Annotated in this window: 19 protein-coding genes; 8 read left to right on the plus strand and 11 right to left on the minus strand. The window is 38.2% G+C overall.

The features are described 5' to 3' along the window. Positions 1-13: 13 nt before the first annotated feature. The 4 genes from JWQ54_RS11670 (at position 14) to JWQ54_RS11685 (ending at position 2,988) form a co-directional block, all read left to right on the plus strand. Positions 14-559, plus strand: a complete 546-nt coding sequence (locus tag JWQ54_RS11670) for a DUF4337 domain-containing protein (RefSeq protein ID WP_299584795.1) — start codon at positions 14-16, stop codon at positions 557-559. Between the two features lie 199 nt (positions 560-758). Beyond that, positions 759-1,094 carry a transposase gene (locus JWQ54_RS11675; protein ID WP_299584797.1) on the plus strand — a complete coding sequence of 112 codons (336 nt, stop codon included), beginning with the start codon at positions 759-761 and terminating at the stop codon, positions 1,092-1,094. Between the two features lie 265 nt (positions 1,095-1,359). Next, the gene (locus tag JWQ54_RS11680) at positions 1,360-2,733 is read left to right on the plus strand and encodes a DEAD/DEAH box helicase (protein ID WP_367187094.1); all 1,374 of its coding nucleotides are present in this window, start codon (positions 1,360-1,362) and stop codon (positions 2,731-2,733) included. Positions 2,734-2,754: 21 nt separating this feature from the next. After that, positions 2,755-2,988 (plus strand): DUF1456 family protein, encoded by a 234-nt coding sequence (locus JWQ54_RS11685; protein WP_299584800.1) that lies wholly within the window; start codon positions 2,755-2,757, stop codon positions 2,986-2,988. A gap of 1 nt (position 2,989) precedes the next feature. Here JWQ54_RS11685 and JWQ54_RS11690 read toward each other — a convergent pair whose 3' ends face one another. From JWQ54_RS11690 to JWQ54_RS11735, 10 genes are all read right to left on the minus strand, one after another. Beyond that, a complete protein-coding gene (locus JWQ54_RS11690) occupies positions 2,990-3,550 on the minus strand; it encodes a CAP domain-containing protein (RefSeq protein ID WP_299584802.1) in 561 nt (186 codons plus the stop codon). Positions 3,551-3,705: 155 nt separating this feature from the next. Then, entirely contained in the window at positions 3,706-4,914 is a 1,209-nt protein-coding gene (locus JWQ54_RS11695) for a hypothetical protein (RefSeq protein ID WP_299584804.1), read from the minus strand. Between the two features lie 254 nt (positions 4,915-5,168). Beyond that, entirely contained in the window at positions 5,169-6,107 is a 939-nt protein-coding gene (locus JWQ54_RS11700) for a phosphatase PAP2 family protein (RefSeq protein WP_299584806.1), read from the minus strand. 1 nt (position 6,108) lies between these two features. After that, complete coding sequence (locus JWQ54_RS11705; RefSeq protein WP_299584807.1) at positions 6,109-6,729, minus strand: sterol desaturase family protein; 621 nt, start codon at positions 6,727-6,729, stop codon at positions 6,109-6,111. A 197-nt stretch (positions 6,730-6,926) separates the two neighbouring features. Further along, positions 6,927-7,637, minus strand: coding sequence for a CDP-alcohol phosphatidyltransferase family protein (locus tag JWQ54_RS11710; RefSeq protein WP_299584808.1), 711 nt, complete (start codon positions 7,635-7,637; stop codon positions 6,927-6,929). 19 nt (positions 7,638-7,656) lie between these two features. Next, positions 7,657-10,215, minus strand: a complete 2,559-nt coding sequence (locus tag JWQ54_RS11715) for a DUF5686 and carboxypeptidase-like regulatory domain-containing protein (protein WP_299584810.1) — start codon at positions 10,213-10,215, stop codon at positions 7,657-7,659. 516 nt (positions 10,216-10,731) lie between these two features. Next, complete coding sequence (locus tag JWQ54_RS11720; RefSeq protein WP_299584812.1) at positions 10,732-12,054, minus strand: inositol-3-phosphate synthase; 1,323 nt, start codon at positions 12,052-12,054, stop codon at positions 10,732-10,734. 27 nt (positions 12,055-12,081) lie between these two features. Then, a complete protein-coding gene (locus tag JWQ54_RS11725) occupies positions 12,082-13,068 on the minus strand; it encodes an NAD(P)-dependent oxidoreductase (RefSeq protein WP_299584814.1) in 987 nt (328 codons plus the stop codon). Beyond that, the gene (locus JWQ54_RS11730; RefSeq protein WP_299584817.1) at positions 13,065-14,183 is read right to left on the minus strand and encodes a hypothetical protein; all 1,119 of its coding nucleotides are present in this window, start codon (positions 14,181-14,183) and stop codon (positions 13,065-13,067) included. Before JWQ54_RS11730 ends, JWQ54_RS11725 begins: the two co-directional genes overlap by 4 nt. A gap of 122 nt (positions 14,184-14,305) precedes the next feature. Further along, complete coding sequence (locus tag JWQ54_RS11735; protein ID WP_299584819.1) at positions 14,306-15,511, minus strand: pyridoxal phosphate-dependent aminotransferase family protein; 1,206 nt, start codon at positions 15,509-15,511, stop codon at positions 14,306-14,308. A gap of 342 nt (positions 15,512-15,853) precedes the next feature. On the opposite strand from JWQ54_RS11735, the gene JWQ54_RS11740 reads away from it, so the two are divergent. The 4 genes from JWQ54_RS11740 to JWQ54_RS11755 all read left to right on the plus strand — a co-directional run bounded on the left by JWQ54_RS11740 (position 15,854) and on the right by JWQ54_RS11755 (position 22,648). After that, positions 15,854-17,179, plus strand: coding sequence for a TolC family protein (locus tag JWQ54_RS11740; RefSeq protein WP_299584821.1), 1,326 nt, complete (start codon positions 15,854-15,856; stop codon positions 17,177-17,179). A 9-nt stretch (positions 17,180-17,188) separates the two neighbouring features. Beyond that, a complete protein-coding gene (locus JWQ54_RS11745; protein ID WP_299584823.1) occupies positions 17,189-18,316 on the plus strand; it encodes an efflux RND transporter periplasmic adaptor subunit in 1,128 nt (375 codons plus the stop codon). A 58-nt stretch (positions 18,317-18,374) separates the two neighbouring features. Further along, positions 18,375-21,554, plus strand: a complete 3,180-nt coding sequence (locus JWQ54_RS11750; protein ID WP_299584825.1) for an efflux RND transporter permease subunit — start codon at positions 18,375-18,377, stop codon at positions 21,552-21,554. A gap of 560 nt (positions 21,555-22,114) precedes the next feature. Then, a complete protein-coding gene (locus JWQ54_RS11755) occupies positions 22,115-22,648 on the plus strand; it encodes a hypothetical protein (protein WP_299584827.1) in 534 nt (177 codons plus the stop codon). Positions 22,649-22,757: 109 nt separating this feature from the next. Here JWQ54_RS11755 and JWQ54_RS11760 read toward each other — a convergent pair whose 3' ends face one another. Beyond that, complete coding sequence (locus JWQ54_RS11760) at positions 22,758-23,951, minus strand: pyridoxal phosphate-dependent aminotransferase (RefSeq protein ID WP_299584829.1); 1,194 nt, start codon at positions 23,949-23,951, stop codon at positions 22,758-22,760. Between the last annotated feature and the right edge of the window lie 362 nt (positions 23,952-24,313).

Consider the following 24,313-nt stretch of genomic DNA (forward strand, 5'->3'; position numbering starts at 1 on the left):
AAAATACCCCTGCATGGACGAAATAGAAAATTTCTCAGAAAAAATACATGAACAAAGCAATGAGCACGCCCATCATATGCTTAATGAAGGAAAAGAGAAATGGGTTTTATATGTGGCGCTTACCACTGCCGTATTTGCGGTTTTAGCTGCAATTGCAGGGCTGATGGCCGGGAGCCATGCTGATGAGGCTATGCTGTCGCAAATGCGCTCATCAGATCAATGGGCGTTTTACCAGGCGAAGGGTATTAAGTCGGAAATGCTTGTAACTTCCAATAAAATATTGGTTGCTATGGGTAAAGCGCCTGTTGCTGAAGATGCTGAGAAGGTAAAGGAAAATAAAGCAGAACAAGCTAAAATAATGGCCGAAGCAAAAGCTTTTCAAAAAGAGAGTGACGAACATACAGCCAAGCATTCAACACTTGCAAAAAGTGTAACGTTGTTCCAGGTTGCCATAGCTATTGGCGCTATATCCATTATAACAAAACGAAAAGCCTTGTGGTGGGCAAGTATGGGATTTGCGATTATTGGCATTTTCTTTTTGGTGGGTGGGTTTTTGTAGACAATTGCGCAGTAAGCACCAGCCCCGCAGACATGAAGGATTGAAAAATTGTAAAACAGGATCAAATAAACTTTAAGTACAGTGGCAAACACGAATCATCAAATTTATCAGCAAACAGTTTTTGCTGTTAAACACAGGGAAGCTGTGATTGAAAAAGACTGGAAACTCCAACTCTTTTCTGTTATTGGTAATTTGATCAATGAAGCTAACCATTATTGTAAACGGAGTGGAAGATCATGTGCATTGTTTTCTCGGGCTTAAGCCTGTCGTGTCAGTTTCCGAACTAATGAAAACAGTGAAGGCAAAGTCATCTAAATACATCAATGATCACTCACTAACTCCCCATCGTTTTGAATGGCAGGAAGGATACGGCGTGTTTTCATACGGGCAATCGCAAGTTGAAAAGGTTTATAAATACATTCAAAACCAGGAAGAACATCACAAAAAGCAAACCTTTAAAGTAGAGTACATAGAGTTGTTGAAAAAATTCAACATCGATTATGATGAACAATATCTTTTTCATGACCTGATGTAGAAATATGGGTCGTGCCTAAGGCACTTTTGCTGGGGCATTGTAAGCAACGGGTTAAAACCCGTTGTTACAAAATGCTTCGAGCCTACGGCTCTTTGAAATGTGGTGATTAACTTATAGCCCCATAAATTTAATAAACAGGATAAATCAGAGGCATAGCCTCGGCCAATATTGTAGCAACGGATTTTAATCCGTTGGGTATAGGCCATCCGAAACGAGTGCCATAGGCACGAAACATCTTCTAACAAATTGATATATTACATACCATATGGAATCCTCCTATTGGAGCGGCTTCGGTATAACAGGATGCTATCCCCTTTATTCCGTATCTTTGCCCCACATGATAAAAAAAGCGCTCGAAAAGCTAAAGATAACCGAACTAAATAAAATGCAGTATGCTGCGCTTGAAGCTGCAAAAAAGGGAGATGTGGTTTTACTATCTCCAACAGGTTCAGGTAAAACACTTGGCTTTTTGTTACCGTTATTATCCCTGTTAGATGATAAAATACCAACAGTACAGGCCCTGATCCTTGTTCCCTCCCGTGAATTAGCTTTACAGATAGAGCAGGTATTTAAAACTATAGGTAGCGGCTTTAAGGTAAATGTTTGTTATGGGGGCCATCCGGTAAAAATTGAACGAAATAATCTTTCACAGCCACCTGCAGTCTTAATAGGTACACCGGGAAGGATAGGCCACCATCTTCGCAGAAATAGCTTTAGTACCGATACTATTAAAACATTGATACTTGATGAGTTTGATAAGGCACTTGAATTCGGTTTCCAGGAAGATATGACCTATATCATCCGTCAGATGGACCATTTGAGCAAACGCATCCTTACTTCGGCGACTAAAATGGAAGAGATCCCGTCATTTACAGGGATCAATAATCCCATCGAAGTAGATTTTCTGCAAAATAAAACAAACGTTCCCGATCTTAAATTAAAAGCTGTTATATCACCGGCTGCTGATAAACTGGATACATTATTTTCACTGCTCTGTAAAATAGGGGACAAGGCTACACTGATTTTTTGTAATCACCGTGAAGCGGTTGAGCGAATAAGTGAACTGTTATGGGATAGGGGGCTGGAACATGATATTTTTCATGGGAAAATGGAACAGGAAGACAGAGAACGCGCATTGCTAAAGTTCAGGAACGGAAGCCATCGCCTTTTGATCACTACTGATCTTGCATCCCGCGGGCTTGATATTCCCGAGATTGAATATATAGTGCATTACCAATTGCCGCATAACGAAGAAGCATTTTTACACCGCAACGGCCGTACAGCGCGAATGCAAGCAAAAGGAACTGCATACCTGATATTAACCGAGGACGAAAAGCTTAAGTACCTTGATCAGGCCCCTGAAATTGAAGTACTGTCGGCTGATCTTCCTGTCCCCAAACCCACGCCATGGCTTACCGTATATATAGGCGCTGGCAAAAAGGATAAAATTAACAAGGTTGATATTGTTGGCCTGCTGTTGCAAAAGGGCGAGCTGTCAAAAGAAGACCTGGGCTTGATTGAAGTTCTGGATTATTCGTCCTATGCTGCAGTTAAACGTAACCGGGCAAAGCGGACTGTAGAATTACTTAAATCAGAAAAGATTAAAAACAAAAAGGTTAAAATCGAAATTTCAATATAAATACTTTATAATAAAGAGAATATGAGCAATAATGATATCATGAAAAAGCTAAGGGTAGCCATGCATTTTACCGATGATGATATTATAGAGGTTTTAAACCTTGCAAACTTCAGGATCACTAAAACGGAGCTTGGCGCAATATTTCGCAAGGACGATCATCCCAATTTTAAACCTTGCGGCGACCAGATCCTTCGAAATTTTTTAAACGGATTGATTATTTATAAACGCGGACCCAAAGAGAATAAGGCAGAGTAGGTTATCTATTCTCAATCAATTTAGCCTTACCGCTCTTTATCATCTTCAGCTGTTCTTCAGTAAATGATTCCCGGCCACCAAAATCCTGAACCCAATAAGTATTGTGAAGCGCTATCCCGATTTCTTTAAACGCAGGGTTCATCAGGTTTTTGCAATGGCCCGGGCTTTTAAACCAGCCATCCATTACTTCAGCTATGCTCATTTGGCCCTGGGCAATGTTTTCGCCTACGGCAAAACTTTTATAACCCTTATAAAGATATCCTGCGGCTACTACACGTTTATCCATAGTGCGCCCATCTTTACTGGTATGACTAAAATAATTTTTATTGGCCATATCTTTCGCATGCCCAAGGGCCGCAACTTCCAGGTCATTGTTCCAAACTAACGGAGGAGCAGGAGCCATAAAGGTTGTACCGCAATTGCAGCCTTTTTTTCTTACGTGATTAATGTTTTCTAAAAATTCGCGCCTGAATTCAGACGTACTTACAGTTTGCTGTGCAAATGTTGATTGAAAAAAGAGTATGGAGAGTGTTGTAAATAATCCTTTTAATAAAATCTTCATAACTATTTGACAACTAACATCAATAGAGGTTTAGTATTGACTCAATAAAATAAATTACCTTTTTGGTCTTCGGACTATTGATCTCCAATTACCACGTTTACGCTTATAAAAAATGAATACCGCTGTAACTACTAATGAAATTACAATTACAAGAACTATAATGTAGCTACTTTCCTGACGGAGCCGCTTTTTGAGGGCTTCCTGGTATTTGAGGTATATACTTTTTTTTTGACTTGAATCGAATCTGCTTTTTTCTTTTCTGCTGAATCTTTACTAGCTAAACTGGCGGTGAGTTTAGCTACCTCATCTTTTCGCATCCGCTCCTCTAATGAATCCCGTTTTTTTAGCATTGCTTCTTCTTTAGGATAGTTTTTAAGACGGCTATAAAACAGTGCGAAGTTTTTCAATACTTCCAATTCGGTTTTTTGATAGTGATTGGCTTGTGCAATTTGCAAAGCTTCATTCAAATCGCCCACTGCGAGCGTATAATCCTTTAATTCACTTTTTATAGCCGACAGCGTAATAAGTGAAGCTATTACATTATCAGGATCGTTCTTGGCTCTTGACAAAGAATTTGATTGCAGTATGAACCACTTTGCCTGGCTGTATTTCTTTTGCGACATATAAACTTTAACCAGGTGGTCAAAAGATATTCGCAAACCCACAGTATCGTTAAAATGTGAGTACTGGTGCAATGCCAGCATCGTATAGTTTAATGCCTTGTTCTGAAAACTTGCCCGGGTCATCCTATTACTTATGGTGTCGTAGGCCAGGTAACGGGTTGCAATCTCATTATAGATCTGACCCTTAAATAAATCGGCGGCAGGTAGCTTTAACTGTTGTTTAAGGCTGTCGAGACTCATTGTAGCCAAATGCTGTCTTACACTGTCTTTATTTGCCCTATAGATCACAGATTTTATGCTATCCTGTCTTATTAATATGGCTATAAGTCTAAGGCTATCCGCATTCCTTATCCTTAACAGATTATTTGGATTCTCGGCAAGGTGTGAGTCTGCCATGCTTAAGCTACCGGAATGTTTTGCAAGCGGCGAAAAATTCAGGCTATCCGGATAAGTAATTGCTATTAAACCAAAATCCTCCTGGTGATGTACAGGGACTGAATAATTCAAATCAGCGGGATAGTGTGAAGTTACTGCCAAACTCAAGTCGTTTTTAGGATGAACAGGTATTGAAAAATCAGAAAGCGCTAAAAATTTAAGATTAGCTGTGGCTTGCTCCTGAGATTTTATACTGTCTTTTTGAGCGTCGGGTATTATTACCTTATCGGTATCAATAAAGACTGCTGATGCCGATAACTTAAAGCAAACTAATATTAAAATAAATAGCGTAGTCGTTTTTTTCATAAGCTATCCCGGTGCAAGGAGTATAAATATACTTATCGCAGTCAAAAAATGTGCCTATAATTGGTAACATGACAGTAATTGGCATTGTATTTTCCTCCTAATAAATAATTTATTGCTATGTGAAATTGAAAACACTTTTATTTAAGAATCCCTGTTATGACAAAATAATAATAAACGTTATTAATAGGGTATAGTGGTCAAGACTGACAAGTAATTAGTACAGAAATTCCGGCTAAAAGGATAAAGAGGTAATATCAGCTGATATATTTTTCGTAATTATCTATGGATTTTCTAAAGAAATTTACCCTGTTAATTAAAATATTAAAAATAGCAATGCCCACAATTGCTGAAAGGATGCCAGCTAGCACATCTAAAATATAATGATGACTTGCATATACAGCGGTAAACCAAATGCCAAACATTACCACTGCAAAAAATATATTGATCATTCCCAAGCGGTTTTTTATTCCATAATATAAAACTATAAGTGGGTATGATGAATGCAGAGACGGCATTGCAGCAAATACATTTGAACCTTTTGAGTATATTGATTTAAAAACACCTGTGCGGAAGTAAGCATCAAATTTTGCCAGTCCGGCAGTATTTCCAGGTGTTTTAGCATGAAAGATAAAACCGTTATACTGCACATACCATGGCGGTGCGGCAGGGTATAGGTAATAAACCACGAAACCAATGAAATTGACCAAAACAAAGGTCAGCGAAAAATATAAAAACAACCGCCTGTTTTTGAAGAACAGAAAGCCCGCAAACGCTAAGGGAACGGGGATCCAGCAAAGGTAAAATATGCCGGCGGCAACATCCATCCAGGTTTTTCCATTTACACGCCAATATTCATTTGGGGTCAAAAGCTTGCCATTAAAATGAATTCCGAACAAATGCTTTTCAAAGTTGTACAAATCTGCAATATGCACCGTATTATAGTTGTAATTTGGAAATGCCTTCATATAATCGAAGATGATCCAATAAACTATAAATATAGAAAAACCAATAATGAATTTACGGCTTATGGGCGATAGGAAAAACGCAATGTTAAATATGCCCGCAAGAAATAATTGATCGGTTTTAAACCCAACTAGTACTGCGGATAATAGTAAATAAAATAAGGTTATTATTATAATAATAGACACAGATCGTATATTGATCTTTATACGATCACCAACAGCATTAGTCATGCTATTTTTTTAAGAAATCTGACCTGAAAATTTTATCCCAAAGCGGCGAACTAACGCCGTATCCCTTGGCCGGATCCTGGTAATGGTGTAACATATGGTGTTGTTTTATTTTTTTCCAGATATTGCCTTTAAAATTGAAATGATGTATGGCATAATGTGATATATCATAAAACAGGTAGCCTAATATAAAAGCCGGGAAAAAGCCAAAAACGTAATTGGTTGGTAAAATAGCATTAAACAAAAAGTAAAATCCGGTTGCCAACGGAATGCTCATAGATGGAGGCAGAACCAAACGTTTGGCATCGCTTGGATAATCGTGATGTACTCCGTGAAAAACAAAATGCATTCTTTGCGCCCATGGTTTGTCGGCAGGCTCATAATGAAATACAAAGCGGTGCATTATATATTCAACTAATGTCCATATAAAAAGGCCCGATATAAATAACTCAATAAAAAGAAGAGTACCTAAGCCGGTTTGAGTATATTTATAGATACAGAAAGCTATTACAGGTATAAAAATATACAAGGGTACAGTAAAATGAACTTTAGATAGACGCTCTAAAAAGTCACTCTTAAACATTCTCACAGATTCCTGTGAATTGGAAACATATTTCTTTTTCATCTTTGCTCAGGGTTTAAAATGTTTAAAATTTCTCTGCCTGCTATTCAATTTATTAATTTATTTGAAGCACCAATTTTAGCAAAGTTTTGGTGAACTGTAAGCCTTTTTATGTAATTGTTACGAAGATATGATATTTTCCGTCTAAGAGGTCTATCTAATGTACAATTACTTAATATTTAGACGATCACAAAGCCAAATTATTGTTGCGCTATGAGTGACTTTTTAGCATCAATCAATCTTTTAAACGCGGTAATATTTGTAAGTATAGCTACAACTGCAATTGGAAAAGTAAATATCGTCATGGTTTCAAAAACGTGAAACTTAATCCCCGGTACATAAAGCTTATAATCGCCGCCAATATATAGTGAGGTAAGGCCGCAAAGCATGGCACAAAAGCCAATAGTAACTACGCGTTCAGGTCGTTGCATTAAACCGCCTTTGCACTCAATGCCAAGACCTTCTGCCCGTGCCCTTACATAGCTTACCATCATTGAGCCGATAAGTGCAATAAAGGCGAATATCGAACTTAAAAAATAATGGTGGCCAACAAGATAATAGCAAATGCCTAAAAACATTATCAATTCGCTGTAACGGTCTAATACCGAATCATACAGTGCACCGAATGTTGATTTCATATTTCCCAGGCGGGCAACCTGGCCGTCAAGCATATCAAACAAGCCGGCAAAAAGTATAAGGCCGCCTGCCCATCCCACATAAGTAAGATCGCCGCGGTTACCTTCTTCGGCACCTATAATAAATATTATAGCTACCCCAACGTTCAGTACAAATCCAATTGATGTAACTACATTTGGTGTAAGGCCCAATTTTATAAAAACCTTAACTACAGGGTCTATAACCTTATAAATGCCCAACTGAAGGTTAGTACGTACAGATGTTTGCTGTTCCATTTTTTATGATGCCAATAATTTAAAAATCAAATTTTACCCGTGCACGGATCCCCATTTTTGAAACATCAGGATGATCTAAATAAGTAAATCGCCTAACTAAATCAATTCGTACAAATTTAAATATATTTTCAATCCCAACACTACCTTCAACATAAGGAGTATTTCCTAACGCATATGTTATTGGTTGTCCGGTTGCAGTTACAGGAAATTGATATAATGACGGATGCAATGAAGGATTATTCTGATCATTCAACCCGCCATAAATTGCTTTAAATGTAGCAACCTCGCGCCATTTTAATTTTTTTAACAATGGGATCTTATTGAAGAAGAACCCTGCAAAATGCTGATCAATGTTTATGCTTGCATAATGATCGCCCACAAACTCTAAAAAGTTCATTAAGTTGTAGGAGTAAATATCATAAGCATAAGTTTGGTTTGCACGGAATATATCAAGCAGGGGATAAGGCACCTGTCCAAACATTTTTGCTCCTTCAATAGTAACATCGGCATAGCCCAGGTACGAAAGATAAAAACGCTTATCCATTTGCAAATGCAGATTTTGATAGCCATAAGCACTGCTTAAAACATTTTTTAAACCGGCAGTATAATCAAGCGATAACACAGGGTATTTGCCAGGTATTGGAATACGGTATATTTTACCCTGGTAAAACTGCTCCTTAGGGGCATATCTTAAGCTTAAGCCCACTTCGCTGGTTGTAAGATCTTTTACTTCGTTTGCGGTATTATTGTCTACTGTATTTAAAAAATATAAAGAACCCGCCGGTGCCTGGGTTAATCTTTTCAGGCTAAAATGATAGGAGAAATGGTTTAGAAATTCCTGTACATAGTCAAAATTGTAGTTTCTGTCATACAGGTATTTATCATTCTGGCCTCTTTTAAATGAGAGCAAAAAGTTGTCTTCCTGTACAAATTGGAGGTTAGCCCCCGGAATATGCGTATCATATTGAGTGCTTACCCTAATATAGTTTTGTGGAAACTTGTAGATAGATTTATTATTAAGCGAGTAAGTAGCGCTTAAGAAGTATTTAAAACGCTCATCTTTAAAACCATAAGCGCCATAGGTTTCAAAATAATATCGTTTGCTTAATTCGGGAGTTGTACGGCCGCCAACACGGAGTTTAAAACCTTCAACCGGGTTAAAGCTATAAAATGTATTTGCCGGACCTAATTCAAATCCGCCAAAGCCTTTATAACCCGCCAAGATGAGTGTCGCAATATCCATGGTACGCCTGAAAGATGGCATATTTCTTAAGCTATCTACATTTTTATACACCTTTGACTCTGCCACGCTAAGCGTATCCAAACGGTTTTGGTCCCAAAATTCATCACTTCTGTGTTTTACTTCGTCAGATTCTTCCAGCTCCTGGTGTTGGTAAGTGGTATCAGGGCGCTGTTTATTAACCTCATAATTAGCATAAGTAATAGTCCGGATCCCAAACAAGCCGCCTTTCTTATTTTTAGTTAAACCAAAATCAGCGAGCGTAGTGCTTTTACTAAGGTGAAACCGCCCATCAGGGTTTTGTTCAAACTCCTGGTTAACTTTCATGGAGTTAACAAAATTAAGATTAATGTTTTTGTTGATGTTAAGCTCAACTTTTTCAACAGCATAGTTGCCATCAAGCGTTACATACAATTTACCTACAAAAAGCATATCGGCTGTATTTCTTGGGGTAAAGCTTAGCTCAATAAGCTTGGTGTTTTTAAATGCAATGGTGTCAGTTATAAAAAATTTATAAAAGGTTGGAGATGAGTTGGCTATGGGGCTCAAAAAGTTATTGGTCATCAGGAAGATTGTATTATCATAAATATCAACCTTGTAATACATGTGTTTAAAATATGCACCTAAACCTTCACTATCAACCGAACCACCAAAATTTACATTTTTTTCGCCAAGTACAATTGTTTTTTCTTTTTCGGGGTTTTTGCGGTAATAGTATTGAGTAAGTTTTTCATTAAGGAAAATAGGCAATAATGATTTACCGGGCACCGTAGTGCTATCACGGTTGTTTATAACAAATGCATATTTGCGAAAAAACTTTTTATCAGCTAATGTTGGTGAGACATTGCTTAGTGAAAACTGCATTTTATCATACTCTTTATACTCTACATATGGATAACTTTCGGGACGGTTTTTTTCTTTATTTTCAATAACCTTACGGATCAGCTCGACTGCTGGATTATCTTTATTACGATATTTGGGCTTTTTACCCGCGGTGACCGTAACCTCATTCAATTGATTGGACACCGGAACTAACTTCACATTTATTACTTGCGTAATACCCTGTTTAACAGGTAAATAAACATCTTTATAACCCAGGAAAGAAACTTTGATCTGTTTAACAGCACCATCAGTGCTGATATTGAACTTACCATCATTATCGGTTGGCCCGCCTATTGTTGTACCTGCAAATGCAACAGTTACAGAAGGCATTGGCTGTTTATTACTAGCATCAGTAACAATGCCGCTAACAACCGTTGTTTGTGCATATATTATTGTGGTAAAAAGTAAAAAGAAGCTTAACAAAAATAACTTCTTGTATATAAATGTATAGTTCATGTAGTTAACGCGGATACAAATTTTATAGATATACGTGATTGTGGGCTATAAAATATGTATGAAATCATCTTTTAACAATAATTAACCAATTTACTTGCAATAAGCACTCCAAAGATTACAGATAATATAATCACTCATTAAACCAGCCCGCTTCAAGACAGATTTACTTTTAAATTATAGAAACCTTAGCTTCAAAACTCTATTCGGAAAGCATTTTTAGATATGTGTGACAAATTGTAATTCTGTGCCAAAGGTAAAAAAAATCCTTACAGACTATTGTGGTCAAAAAGTCAAATATGATTTGCAGTTTGGATAGGTTTAGCGTGGTTTTCAATTGCATGGGTATAAATTAAACCCTACAACGTTGAAAAATAGGATGATAGTATAAGGCTAACGAATTGTAACTTAATTGATAAGGTTGTATATGATTAGGCTAGGTTAATGAGTTGGATTAAATTGATTTGGATAACAATAGCTAACAAAATCAACTTAATCAGCAACTCATGCAGTCAACTTTTACAACACATCAACCAGTTCCTGGTAATAATCAAGACCAAGGTGAGTGATCAGGTCTTCACCCATTAAATGGCGGAGTGTATTTTGTAATTTGATTAACTGTTTAAAAATGTCATTTTCAGGCGGCAGGCCTTCCGCTGTTTGTGGTGATTTAAGGTAAAATGATAACCACTCCTGGATCCCGCTCATGCCTGATCTTTTAGCCAAATCACTGAATAAAGCCAAATCCAAAGCAATAGGAGCAGCTAAAATAGAGTCGCGGCAAAGAAAATTGATCTTGATCTGCATTTTATAGCCTAACCAACCAAAAATGTCAATGTTATCCCAGCTTTCTTTATTATCGCCATGCGGCGGATAATAGTCGATACGAATTTTATGATAAAGGTCGCCATATAATTCGGGGTTATCTTCAGGCCTCAAAATGTCTTCAAGTACACCCAGTTTTGAAACTTCCTTAGTTTTAAAGTTATCCGGATCATCCAATACCAAACCATCCCGGTTTCCTAATATATTGGTTGAGAACCAGCCTTTAACACCTAATGACCGTGCAGCTAAGCCTGGTGCTAAAATAGTTTTCATTAAAGTTTGGCCTGTTTTAAAGTCTTTACCTGCAATTGGGGTTTCAGTTAATTTTGCAAGCTCAATCATTGCCGGGATGTCCACTGTTAAGTTAGGTGCACCGTTTGCAAACGGGATACCCATTTTTAAAGCAGCATAAGCATATATCATACTTGGCGAAATACGTTTATCATCATCAATTAAAGCTTGCTCAAACTTGGCAATAGTTTGGTGAATATCTGAAGCTTCGTAATATATTTCTGTTGATCCGCACCAGATCAATACGATCCTATCGCAGCCATTCTTTTCTTTAAATGTGGTAATATCATTCATTACCTCCTGCGCCATTTCATAACGGGTACCAGTTTTAACGTGTGTACCTATCAGGTTTTTTGCGTAGTTTTTATCAAAAGCAGCCTTCATTGGCACTACAGCTTCAAGCTCTGATTTTACCGCGTTTAGTAAACCGGCTTCAAGCACTTTAGCTTTTGTTGCTGCTTCAAAAACATTATCTGAATATACGTCCCATCCGCCAAATACAATATCGTCAAGTTTCGCCAATGGAACAAAATCCTTAACCTTTGGGTAACGGTTTTCTGTTCTTTTTCCTAAACGTATGCTCCCCATTTGGGTAAGCGAGCCTATGGGTTGTGATATGCCTTTTTTTACCGCTTCAACGCCGGCAATCATTGTTGTGGCTACCGCTCCCAGGCCCGGAATTAAAATACCTAATTTACCATTAGCTGGTGTAATATTAGTTTTCATATTTATTAATTATAGTGTATACAATTTTTATAGCCAATTATTGGCTTTATACCATTTCAGTGTTTCGATCACTCCCGATCTCAGATCATACAGGGGAGAAAATCCAAGATCAGCTTTAGCTTGTGCAATATCACAATTCCAATTAACGGCCATGAGCTCATTTAGTTTCTCAACATTCAATACAGAAGCTTTGTTGCTCAAAGAACTCACTTTTTCAGCTATATTAGCTATTAATTTTACAAAGTTTACAGGCAAATGAAATTTAACGGTTTTTAAATTTAATACTTCCTTAGTAATATTGCCTAATTCATACCTGTTATAAAAGCTTCCGTCACTCAGATTATATGTTTTTTTATTGCCTGCATATAAAGCTTTAATTGCCGCTTTTGCCAGATCTGAAACATATATAAGGCTCAAATTTTGCTCAAAATTACCTATGTACGGCTCAATGCGATTATTAAGCTGTTTAAAAAAAATGAAAATATCACGGTCGCGCGGACCATATACGCCGGTGGGCCTTAATATAGTATAGTTTAAAGCAGCTAAGCTTTCTAATTTTTCTTCGGCAAGCAATTTGCTTCTGCCATATGCCGTAACCGGGTTTGGGGTAGTGTTTTCGGTTATTATTCCATTTAAATTATTTAACGGGCCAACAGCTGCCAGACTGCTTACAAGTACAAATTTTTTAAAGTCGATGTTGCTTTCAAGCGCGGCTAATGCAAGATTATAAGTATAGCCGGCATTTATATCGTCATACTCTTTTGATGACCTGGCTTTGGTAACTCCGGCAGCATGAATAATATAATCATACTTATTTTCATTTATATTATCCTTTAACGCCTGCAGGTTGGTAAAGTCAGGGTAAGTATATTTAATGTCAAATCCTTTTAAATGATCGGTTTTACTGCTTTTACGTACAGCTGCAAAAACTTCGAGATTGCTATTTAATGCTTCTTCAATAAGGTGGTATCCAACAAAACCACTTGCACCGGTTATTAAAACCCGTTCCTTCATATTTCTTTTTCGTAGATCCTGTATGTTTTATATGGATCTCCTTTAATAGCAATAATGGCTTCGTTAATAAGCACGTTATTTTCCAGGGTCCAGCCTGCTTCTGCGTGCAGAAGACCTTTCCGCTTATATGCACTTATTATCGATCCGTATAAACAAGCTTCAATACCCATTTTGCGATAGCCGTCAACAACGCCGAGCGCATAAATACGGATGCTTTTTATTTTCTTTTTATTTAATAACAATTTAAAAATGCCAGTAGGGAATAGTCTGCCCCGTTTAATTTTTTGAAAAATTTCATTAAAATTTGGCAAAGCCAAACCAAATCCAACAATTTTATTATTCTGTTCGGCAACCCAAACAAAATCCTCATCCAGGATCAATTTCAGGTCTTTAGCCAGGTAGTCAAACTCCTCATCTGTAAATGGCACAAACCCGCTGTTTTGATCCCATGCGGAATTGTAAACCTCACGCACCTTGGCAACTTCATTTTTAAAGTCTTTCAAATTAACTTTACGGATAACGATATTGTTGCGTTTTAGCCTTTCCTGCAAAGCAGTTAGCAACCTTATTGATTTATCATCATATCCATCGCCATCCCAATGCCAGGCAATTAGGTCGATTTGTTTTTCAAATTTTGCTTTTTCAATCAGGTCGATGTAATACGGATAATTATAGGTCATCATCAACATAGGCGGGCTGTCAAAACCTTTAATTAACAAACCGCAGGCTTCGTTGGTCGAAAAGTTAACCGGGCCGATGAACTTTTGGTCTACACCTCTTTCCTTAAGCCATTTTGTAGCTGTTTCAAAAAGCAGATTGGCAGTTTCCTGGTCGTTTATACAATCAAAAAAGCCCCAAAAGCCATCGTTTCGCTTATTGTATTCGTTGTGGCTATTATTCAAAATGGCAGCAATGCGGCCAACAATCTTATCACCATCATAAGCCAAAAAAGCTTGCAGCGAATTATGCTTGTGAAAAGGATGTATGGTTAATAAGTCGCGCTGAGCTATAAATAATTCCGGAACATAGTTTGGGTCGTTCTTATAAAGGTCATGCGGAAAATCAATAAATGCCCCAAGTTCTTTTTTAGAATTAACCTGTACTATTTTCTTCATTAGGATATAAAGTTCTGTAATGTGTATTTTTCCTTAAACGTAATAAGCATCGCGGATAAATTAATATCTGCGATGCTTGTTTTTTTTTGCGCTAAGCTTTTGTTATTTCGGCACAAGCCGGCTTATATGTTTTCTTTAATTGATGTAACGCCAACATCTTTAAATGCTTTAGTGATTTTTTCAATGGCCTCTTCAATTTGTTCAAAAGTATGTGTAGCCATTAATGAAAAACGTAGTAAAGATGAGTCGGAAGGTACGGCAGGAGAAACAACCGGGTTAACAAAAATACCTGAATCCTGCAGGTGTTTGGTAACAAGGAATGTTTTATGATTATCCCTGACATATATTGGTAAAATTGGACTTTCTGTAGGACCCAGGTCAAAACCTTCCTCTAAAAGAAGTTTCATTGCATAATTGGTATTATCCCACAATTTGGCAATACGTTCAGGTTCTGATTCAATAATATCCAATGCTGCAATTACACTTGCCACAGATGCCGGAGGCATACTTGCACTAAACATTAAAGCGCGTGCGCGGTGTTTAAGATAATCTATCGTTTCGGCATCGCTGGCAATAAATCCGCCTAATGAGGCTAATGATTTACTGAATGTACCCATTATCAGGTCAACCTGGTCGGTAAGGCCGAAATGCGAAGCGGTACCTGCACCATTATGGCCAATTACCCCTAAACTATGAGCATCATCAACCATTATATTGGCACCAAATTTATCAGCAATCTTAACAATTTCAGGGAGCTTAACAATATCGCCCTCCATGCTAAAGATACCATCAACAGCTATTAGTTTCACAGCTTCCTCAGGTAAAATGCTCAGCTTGCGCTGAAGATCTTCCATATCGTTATGTGAATACTTAATAACTTTTGAAAATGACAACCTGCTTCCGTCAATTAACGAAGCATGATCATATTCATCCAATATCAAATAATCATTACGGCCGGTAATGCTTGAAAGCACACCCAGGTTAACCTGGAAACCGGTACTGAATAAAACAGCTGCTTCCTTATCAACATATTTAGCAAGCCTTTGCTCCAGCTCAATATGTATATCAAGTGTTCCGTTTAAAAATCTTGATCCTGCACAGCCGGTTCCATATTTATCAATCGCCTTTTTTGATGCTTCTTTGATTTTAGGGTGACTTGTTAATCCTAAGTAGGAATTGGAACCAAACATTAATACACGTTTGCCATCTATAAATACTTCTGTATCCTGACCTGATTCTATCGGTCTGAAATACGGATATAGGCCCATTTCCCGGATTAGGTTGGCATCCTGGAATTGTGCTATCTTCTCATGTAGTCTTTTAACCATGTATTAACCCTGCTTAAATTTTTTGTAAAAATACCATGAATTAGGTTATATCTTATATTTAGTTAGTAATTTTTTTTAATTACGATAAAAGCAAACCAGCTCCCATTCGGCAAATTAATTAATTTTTTTAGTTATTTGGTGACACTATTTTTCATTTTTTTATAAAAACTTCAAAAACAGCTTCTAATTGTTGTTTTTATGACATACTTGCGTAAAAATATTGTTGCCTGATTTACACCAGAAAGAAAATGTAACCATATTAGCACATCCTTATGAAAAGTTAAAAATAACACAAACTTTCTCATATTTTTGTGTTAATACCAGGACGCTGCACCTCAATATATGAAAAAAACTGTTTACTTCCTTATATTTTGTTTAACAATAATATTGCCAGTTACTCTTTTTGCGCAAAACAGCGGCGATACCGTTGTAACCTTAAAGCAATGTGTTGAATTTGCTTTGCGCAATCAGCCGGTGGTAAGACAAGCCTCCATTGACGAGGCTATTAATGAAAGGGATATAAAAATAAGCCTTTCAGACTGGTTACCACAGGTTAACGGTTCCGGCCAGTACCAGCATTATTTTAAGGGCACCCCTCAAAATACCGGCACGGGTACAACACCTGCTGCAGGTACAAGAATAGACGAGTTTTCATTATTGGGCCTGCAGGCCAGCCAGGTTGTTTATAATAATGATGTGCTGCAGGCGGCTAAAGCTGCCAAATATTCGCGCCAATATTATAAAGAGAATATTTTAAGCAGCCAGATAAATGTGGTATCGGATGTTAGTAAGGCATTTTTTGATGTGCTGCTGTCACAAAAGCAACTGGATATTTTAAATGAAGATATTACCCGCCTGCAGCGCAGTTTAAAAGATGCCTATAACAGGTACCAGGCCGGCGTATCTGATAAAATTGACTACAAACAAGCAACTATCGCGCTAAATAATTCAATAGCAAGCCGAAAACAAACTGCTGAGGCAATTAATAGCAAACTTGCCTTTCTGAAACAAATTATGGGAATCTCTGCCGGTCATAATCTGGTATTGTCTTATGATTCAACCCGGTATGAGCAGGAAGCCAACATTGATACAAACCAAAAGCTGGATGTAAACAATAGAATTGAATACCGTTTATTGCAAACGCAAAAAAATCTGCAGGGCGTAAACGTAAATTATTACCGGTATGGATTTTTGCCATCCTTATCGGCATCGGGCAGCTATAATTGGGTGTATTTAAGCGACAGATTCAATAACCTTTATAATAAACCGTACCCAAGCGCTTATGCAGGGCTTTCATTAGCGTTGCCTATTTTCCAGGGGGGGAAGCGCTTACAAAATTTAAGCAAAGCACGTTTGCAGGTTACACGTACTGACCTGGACATTGAAAATTCGGCAAATACTATTAATACCGAATATGTACAGGCAATGGCGGGTTATAAAAGTAACTATACCAGCTGGCAGCTGATAAAACAAAATGTTGACCTTGCCAAAGATGTGTACAAAATAGTTAGCCTTCAGTACAGGGAAGGAATTAAAACTTACCTGGATGTAATTGTGGCGCAATCTGATCTGAGGACTGCTGAACTGAATTATTATAATGCGTTGTTCCAGTTATTATCAAGCAAGATCGACCTGGAAAAATCATTGGGCATATTGTCTGTACAATAAAAATTGAATATGAAAACAAGAGATATACTTTTAACAGGAACGGTTTGTATGTTAGTATGGTCGTCATGCCATAATAAGGCAAAGCAAAACGCTGCACCGCCGCCAACACCGGTAAATGTTACAGAAGCCAAAAAAGCCGAAGCCGTTTATTATGATAAATACCAGGGAAGCGTAATTGCTTTAAATACTGTTGAGCTAAGGAGCCAGGTTACCGGCTTCATAACCGGTATATTTTTTAAAGAAGGCGAGATAGTTACACAAGGCAAACCTTTGTATGAAATTGACCGCCGTAAATTCCTTGATGCTTATGAGCAGGCGCAGGCAAATTTATCAAGTGCCCAGGCAAATCTTGTAAAAGCACAAAAAGATATTGATAGGTATAATATGCTGTTGAAAAACGATGCCGTTGCCCGCCAAACTGTCGACCAGGCTGAAGCAGCCTATGAAACCAGCAAAAGCCAGGTAGCGGTAGCAAAAGCTTCGTTAGCATCAGCCAAAACAGATCTTTCATACGCAACCATAAGCGCTCCTTTTACCGGCCGGATAGGCATTTCGCAGGTAAAGCTTGGCGCCCAGGTTACGCCGGGGAGTACTTTGCTGAACACCATATCAAGCGAGCACCCAATTGGTGTTGATGTGGTAATTAATGAGCAGGATATCAATCGTTTTTACGGGCTCCAAAAAAGCAGCACAGATTCTACCTTTAAACTTCAGCTATCTGATGGTACAACTTATAACCAACCAGGTAAAGTTCGGGCTATTGACCGCGGGGTTAATAACCAGACAGGAACCATTAAAGTAAGAATTGAATTTCCAAATCAGAATGACGTACTTAAGGATGGCATGAGCTGTGTGCTAAACGTATTGAACAGCGAATCGGGAAACAAACTGCAGATCCCATACAAAGCAGTGTCTGAAAATATGGGCGAATTTTTTGTATTTGTTTCTCTTGATACTATTGCAAAGCAGCATAAAGTAAAACTAGGCCCCCGTATAGGTACTGATGTAGTTATAACCTCGGGATTAAACCCGAATGATAAAGTTATTACAGATGGCTTTCAGCGTTTGCGTGACAGCGGAAGGATAACATTGGGAAAACCGGCACAGCAGGTAGCTCCGGCTAAGGCTAAACAATAAGCTTTTGCATTATAAACAGTAAAGGGGAAATAATTGACTTTTTTCTAAAAACAACCGAATGATCGCAGAAACTTTTATAAAAAGACCGGTTACAGCAATTGTTATTTCGATAGTAATTGTGATAGTTGGTATTTTATCAATCACCAACCTCGCAATAGGGCAGTACCCGGAAATTACACCACCAACTGTACAAATTTCAGCAACATACAGCGGCGCGGATGCTTTAACAGTTGAGCAAACTGTAGCCACACCAATTGAAGTGCAGGTAAATGGCACTCCCGGAATGACCTATCTGCAAAGTAACAGTACCAGCAATGGCCAAATGACCATGACAGCTAATTTTGAGGTAGGCACTGATATTAATATAGCCGCGCTTGATGTGCAAAATCGTGTTGGTATAGCTACACCAACTTTACCTCAGGATGTGCAACGTTTAGGATTAACCGTACGGAAACGTAACCCAAGTATATTAATGCTGGTTGCAATGTTTGCCCCTAAAGGGACACACGATGTTACCTTTATGGATAATTACACCAATATTTTTATAAAGGATGCGCTTTTACGTACCAAAGGCGTGGGCGACGTTTTTACCCGTGCCGATGACTTCAGTATGCGAATATGGCTAAAGCCTGATAAGCTTGCCGCGCTTGGAATGACCGCTGCCGACGTAACCGCCGCATTAAATGAACAAAACGCACAGGTTGCAGCAGGTACAGTTGGATCAACACCTCAGGAAAAGGCACAGCCTTTTGAATATACCGTATTAGTAAAAGGGCGCTTATCAAAACCCGAAGAATTTGCTAATGTTATAGTAAAAACGCAGCCGGGCAATGGCTCCGTAGTGCACTTAAAGGATGTTGCGCGTGTTGAATTGGGCAAGTTTAATTATGCCGGCAATTCATTTGTTGACGGTAAAAGAGCATCGTACCTGTTAGTATACCAGGCCCCTAACAGTAATGCGATTGAAACAGCTGATGCAGTGTATGCTACTATGAATGAGCTTAAAAAAGCATTTCCTACTGATGTTGATTACGTAGTGCCATTTGAATCAATAACCGTAGTAAAGGTTTCGGTTCAGGAGGTTGTTCAAACATTGGTAATTGCACTGGTATTGGTTATAATAGTCGTGTTTTTGTTTTTACAAAGCTGGCGTACAACTCTTATACCTGTACTCGCCATTCCTGTATCAATTATAGGTACATTCATATTTTTTATCCCTTTACACTTCACCATAAATACACTTACCTTATTTGGGTTTGTGCTTGCTATAGGTATCGTGGTTGATGATGCTATTGTGGTGGTTGAATCGGTACAGCATTATATGGATGAAAAGGGAATGTCACCAAAAGAAGCTACTGTTCATGCCATGCGCGATATATCTGCGCCGGTAATAGCAATAGCGCTGATATTAGCCGCCGTATTCGTTCCGGTAGGGTTTATACCTGGCATTGTAGGCAGGTTATATCAGCAGTTTGCCATAACCATTGCCATATCTGTTTTAATCTCGGCATTTGTAGCCTTATCATTAACGCCGGCATTGTGTACCCTTATTTTACGTCCTCACAAAATTGATGAGAAGTCAAAAGGGCTCAATAAATTCTTCTTTAAATTTAATGAATGGTTTGAGCGCATAACCGGAAAGTACAGAAATGGGGTTGATAAAAGTATAAAAAACTCCAAATTTGTGATCATTATTTTGGTATGCATGGTTGTAGGTACAATTATTTTATTCAGGAATAAGCCAAGCGGATTTATTCCGCTGGAAGATGACGGCCGTATTTATGTTACCTATGACCTGCCGGAGGCCTCATCAACCCAAAGAACGGTAACCGTTTTACATGAGATGATGGCCACCATGGACAGCATACCGGGGATATTGCATTATGCAGCTCTTGGCGGTTTAAATGCGGTGAGTTTTGCCAGCAAATCGAACAGTGCCACCATATTTGTTCAGCTTAAGCCTTGGGACGAAAGAAAAACTGATGAAACGCAGATAGGTGCAATTACAGCCAACCTGCAAAAACGACTGGCAAGGTTTAAAGAAGCCAGCGTGGTTGTAATTCAGCCACCGGCCATTCCCGGTCTGGGAAGTACGGGCGGCTTTTCATTTATAATGGAGGAAAAAGAAGCTGGCGGAGACATTAAAACGTTTGAAAAAACACTCAAAGATCTTACAGCTGCAATAAATAAACGGCCAGAAATCGGTAAGGCTTTTTCATTTTTTACTGCAAGTACGCCTGCATATCAGTTAACCATTGACCGTGAAAAGGCTAAACGTTTGGGAGTAGCAATAAGTGATATTAATAACGCATTGCAAACCTACATGGGAAGTATATTTATTAATGATTTTACCATTTATGGGCGAAACTTTCACGTTTTGGCACAGGCGGATACCAATTACCGGACAAATATTGATAACATAGGCCAATACTTTGTACGTAACCAGGCAGGCGGGATGGTGCCATTAAGTACATTAACCACCTATAAGGTAATTGAAAATGCACCCTTAATATCGCACTACAATCTGTTCCGCTCTGCTGAAATTGATGGAAGCCCTAAGCCGGGTTATAGTAGCGGCGATGCCTTAACGGCGCTTAAAGAAGTTGCTGACAGTACTTTACCACAGGGGTATGGATATGAATTTTCTGGTTTAAGCCGGGAAGAATTACTGTCAGGGTCAAAGACCGTTTACATCTTCCTGCTTTCTATAGGCTTTGTGTTTTTATTCCTGGCAGCATTGTATGAGAGTTGGTCGGTACCATTTTCGGTGTTGCTGGCTGTGCCTTTAGGGGCTTTCGGAGCAATTTTGTTCTTATATTTAAGTCCATCGCTTACTAATAACGTCTATGCCCAGATAGGGCTGATAACACTTATTGGTTTGGCGGCTAAGAATGCTATTTTGATTGTTGAATTTGCCAAAGAACGTGTAGACAGGGGAATGGAGCTTGAAAAGGCGACATTAGATGCTGTACGATTACGTTTACGCCCCATCCTGATGACATCCCTGGCATTTATATTTGGTGTGTTACCTCTTGTATTTGCATCGGGTGCAGGTGCCCAGGCCAGGAGAACTATTGGTATGACAGTTTTTGGCGGAATGCTTACAGCAACATCATTTGCAATATTTATTGTGCCTGTTTTATTCTTTGTGATAACCAGGCTTGCTTATGGCAAAGAAAAACTGGCTGAACTCGAAAAAAACTATAAACCCGATCCTGAGATCGATCCTCAGACGTAAATAAAAATCTTTTACTACAAAATAAAATGCTTTTCGTCAATCCGCTTCGGTAGATGATGAAAAGCATTTTGTCGTTTTAAATGACTCAAATTCTGAAACAGCGTGACCGGAGATATTCTCGTTATTTGTTTAAGTGCAGATATATTCATTTGTTAATAAAATTAAATTGATGAAAGGATCGAGGTACGTCTTTCCGTCATAAAAATATTAATCTCTAACCTCTGGCCTCAGATCTCTCGTGCCAATTCGTTGTTTGAAAAGTACATTTCTGACCTTTTTAGGCTGCAAAAATGTTGCGGCAATAAGTTAAGTTTCATTTTGCGGAATATGTTCTGTCTTCTTCATTGTAAAAAATTATTAACTAATATACTCACTAATAGTAGGTGAAAAGTTAGCTAATTGTCACATGTGAGCCATTAACAATTGTTAATAAATTATGTTAGATCATTGCGGATATTGCTTGTTTTACATAAAATAGACAATGAAAATGGCACAGTGGCAAAGTATTTGTAAAGCCGATGTGTATATAGAATTATCTATTATTTACTAAAAACACAACAATGAAAAATTCAACCAAATGGATAGCAACGGTAGCAACTGCTGCTGCTATATTCTTTTCAGTTAATGTAAAAGCTCAAACAACAGATAAAAGCGCATGGCGCCTCGGCTTTGGAATTGAAGGCGGCATACCAACCGGCTCTTTACACACCGACCCGGCCTATTCGAAATTTGAATTAGGCGGGACTGCCCGCTTGCAATACGGTGTTGCTAAAAATGTAGCTTTAACGCTAACATCAGGTTATTATAACTTCTTCGCTACACAAGCAGCAAAAGATGTAGGTGGTACCAGCTTTGGTGTTGTTCCTGTTAAAGTTGGTGCTAAGGCATTCTTTACTGAGAATGTTTATTTTGGAGGTGAAGTAGGTGCCGGTTTTGAAACAAAATATGCTAAGAACACAAAATTGATCCTTACACCAGGATTAGGTTGGGCAAATAAATCATGGGACGTAGGTGTACGCTATGAAAATTTCTCAGGTCAAAGTGATAACTATGGCTTAGTTGCACTACGCTTAGCTTATGGTTTTTCTTTATAAGTAAGTGTAAGCAGAACTCAACAAAAAACCCCTTGTCAATTTGACAAAGGGTTTTTTGTTGATATTGAGTCCGGAATATATTTATTTACACCTCAAGACACAAATCTCTCTAACTCAACCTTCCTAAAGCTTCTTTTATTCTTTTCATTGCCTCTATCAACTTATCCTCGGCAGCAGCGTAGCTGATCCGGATAGATTTTTTATCACCAAAAGAATCACCGCCAACTGTCGCTACATGGGCTTCTTCTAAAAGGAAAATGCTTAGCTCATCGGCATCATTAATGGTTTTGCCATTGCAGCTTTTACCAAAAAATGAGGTAACATCAGGAAAAAAGTAAAAGGCACCTTCGGGCAGGTTTACTTTTATTCCATCAATGTTTTTCAAAAGATCATAAACAAGGTCACGACGTTTTTTAAAGGCATCGCGCATTTCCAAAACTGATTCCAGTCCGCCTTCATAGGCGGCAACACCGGCACGTTGTGTAATTGAACAGGTACCTGAAGTTATCTGGCCCTGCATTTTATCACAAGCGTTAGCAATTTCTTTGTTCGATGCGGTATAACCAATGCGCCAGCCTGTCATAGCAAATGCTTTTGACCAGCCGTTTATTATAATTACCCGGTCTTTTATATAATCAAACTGAGCAATTGATTCATGCTTGTCAACAAAATTTATATGCTCATAGATCTCATCAGAAAGTATATAGACCTGAGGATGTTGTTCAAAAACCTTAGCCAGGCCTTCTAATTCGCTTTTGCTGTAAACGCTGCCGGTTGGGTTACATGGCGATGAAAACATAAACAGTTTTGTTTTTGGCGTTATAGCAGCCTCTAATTGTGCGGGAGTAATTTTAAAATCCTGCTCAACAGGTGCCTCTATAAAAACGCTGACACCTTCGGCAAGCTTAACAACCTCAGAGTACGATACCCAATAAGGAGTAGGGATAATTACTTCTTCGCCGGGGTTTACCAAACACAGTACAGCATTGGCTATAGCCTGCTTAGCGCCTGTTGAAACAACTATTTGACTAAAATCATAATCCAGCCCGTTCTCATTCTTAAGCTTCGCTACAACGGCTTTCCTTAAATCAGGATAACCCGATACAGGAGTATAATAGGTGTAATTTTGATCCATGGCCTTCTTGGCAGCTTCTTTTATATGCTCAGGGGTATGAAAATCAGGCTCGCCGAAGCTAAGGCTGATCACATCTACGCCTTTTGCGGCAAGTTCGCGGCCCATTTTGGCCATCTTGATGGTTGCTGATTCAGACAGGTTATTGATCCTGTTACTTAATGTACTCATATAATTTTTTCTTATTGCGGCAAATATAGAAAAACTCCTAAGTCCTATATAATTGGTGTTAAGTCATTTCTTGTTTTCCAGGTAAGAAATTTTTACGATCAGTTTAAGTTTTTGAAAAAAAGCCAATTTTTAATCCTGTTTTTGTTTCCTGATTAATAACTTTTCAATTTCCGCTTTAAATTTTACAAAAAAATTAATTTTAAAGTGATTTATTTCTTTTTTAAGCAGGAATAAATATTATTACCCTAAAGCTTATTAAAACCGTTAAGCCTCAAGCCTTTTCTTTCTTTTTTATGATCCGGGGGTAATGACTATCTGATTAAGACTTAAAAATACATATTTTTGCCCGCTAATAAATATAG

Origin of the sequence: Mucilaginibacter sp. (assembly GCF_028288225.1) — a bacterium.
In the GTDB taxonomy this organism is placed as follows: Bacteria; Bacteroidota; Bacteroidia; order Sphingobacteriales; family Sphingobacteriaceae; genus Mucilaginibacter.

Excerpts from the sequence above, each read along its gene's own strand:
- JWQ54_RS11670 (WP_299584795.1), top strand. The coding sequence starts at position 14 with ATGGACGAAATAGAAAATTTCTCAGAAAAAATACATGAACAAAGCAAT.
- JWQ54_RS11675 (WP_299584797.1), top strand. The coding sequence starts at position 759 with ATGAAGCTAACCATTATTGTAAACGGAGTGGAAGATCATGTGCATTGT.
- JWQ54_RS11680 (WP_367187094.1), top strand. The coding sequence starts at position 1,360 with ATGGAATCCTCCTATTGGAGCGGCTTCGGTATAACAGGATGCTATCCC.
- JWQ54_RS11685 (WP_299584800.1), top strand. The coding sequence starts at position 2,755 with ATGAGCAATAATGATATCATGAAAAAGCTAAGGGTAGCCATGCATTTT.
- JWQ54_RS11690 (WP_299584802.1), bottom strand. The coding sequence starts at position 3,550 with ATGAAGATTTTATTAAAAGGATTATTTACAACACTCTCCATACTCTTT.
- JWQ54_RS11695 (WP_299584804.1), bottom strand. The coding sequence starts at position 4,914 with ATGAAAAAAACGACTACGCTATTTATTTTAATATTAGTTTGCTTTAAG.
- JWQ54_RS11700 (WP_299584806.1), bottom strand. The coding sequence starts at position 6,107 with ATGACTAATGCTGTTGGTGATCGTATAAAGATCAATATACGATCTGTG.
- JWQ54_RS11705 (WP_299584807.1), bottom strand. The coding sequence starts at position 6,729 with ATGAAAAAGAAATATGTTTCCAATTCACAGGAATCTGTGAGAATGTTT.
- JWQ54_RS11710 (WP_299584808.1), bottom strand. The coding sequence starts at position 7,637 with ATGGAACAGCAAACATCTGTACGTACTAACCTTCAGTTGGGCATTTAT.
- JWQ54_RS11715 (WP_299584810.1), bottom strand. The coding sequence starts at position 10,215 with ATGAACTATACATTTATATACAAGAAGTTATTTTTGTTAAGCTTCTTT.
- JWQ54_RS11720 (WP_299584812.1), bottom strand. The coding sequence starts at position 12,054 with ATGAAAACTAATATTACACCAGCTAATGGTAAATTAGGTATTTTAATT.
- JWQ54_RS11725 (WP_299584814.1), bottom strand. The coding sequence starts at position 13,068 with ATGAAGGAACGGGTTTTAATAACCGGTGCAAGTGGTTTTGTTGGATAC.
- JWQ54_RS11730 (WP_299584817.1), bottom strand. The coding sequence starts at position 14,183 with ATGAAGAAAATAGTACAGGTTAATTCTAAAAAAGAACTTGGGGCATTT.
- JWQ54_RS11735 (WP_299584819.1), bottom strand. The coding sequence starts at position 15,511 with ATGGTTAAAAGACTACATGAGAAGATAGCACAATTCCAGGATGCCAAC.
- JWQ54_RS11740 (WP_299584821.1), top strand. The coding sequence starts at position 15,854 with ATGAAAAAAACTGTTTACTTCCTTATATTTTGTTTAACAATAATATTG.
- JWQ54_RS11745 (WP_299584823.1), top strand. The coding sequence starts at position 17,189 with ATGAAAACAAGAGATATACTTTTAACAGGAACGGTTTGTATGTTAGTA.
- JWQ54_RS11750 (WP_299584825.1), top strand. The coding sequence starts at position 18,375 with ATGATCGCAGAAACTTTTATAAAAAGACCGGTTACAGCAATTGTTATT.
- JWQ54_RS11755 (WP_299584827.1), top strand. The coding sequence starts at position 22,115 with ATGAAAAATTCAACCAAATGGATAGCAACGGTAGCAACTGCTGCTGCT.
- JWQ54_RS11760 (WP_299584829.1), bottom strand. The coding sequence starts at position 23,951 with ATGAGTACATTAAGTAACAGGATCAATAACCTGTCTGAATCAGCAACC.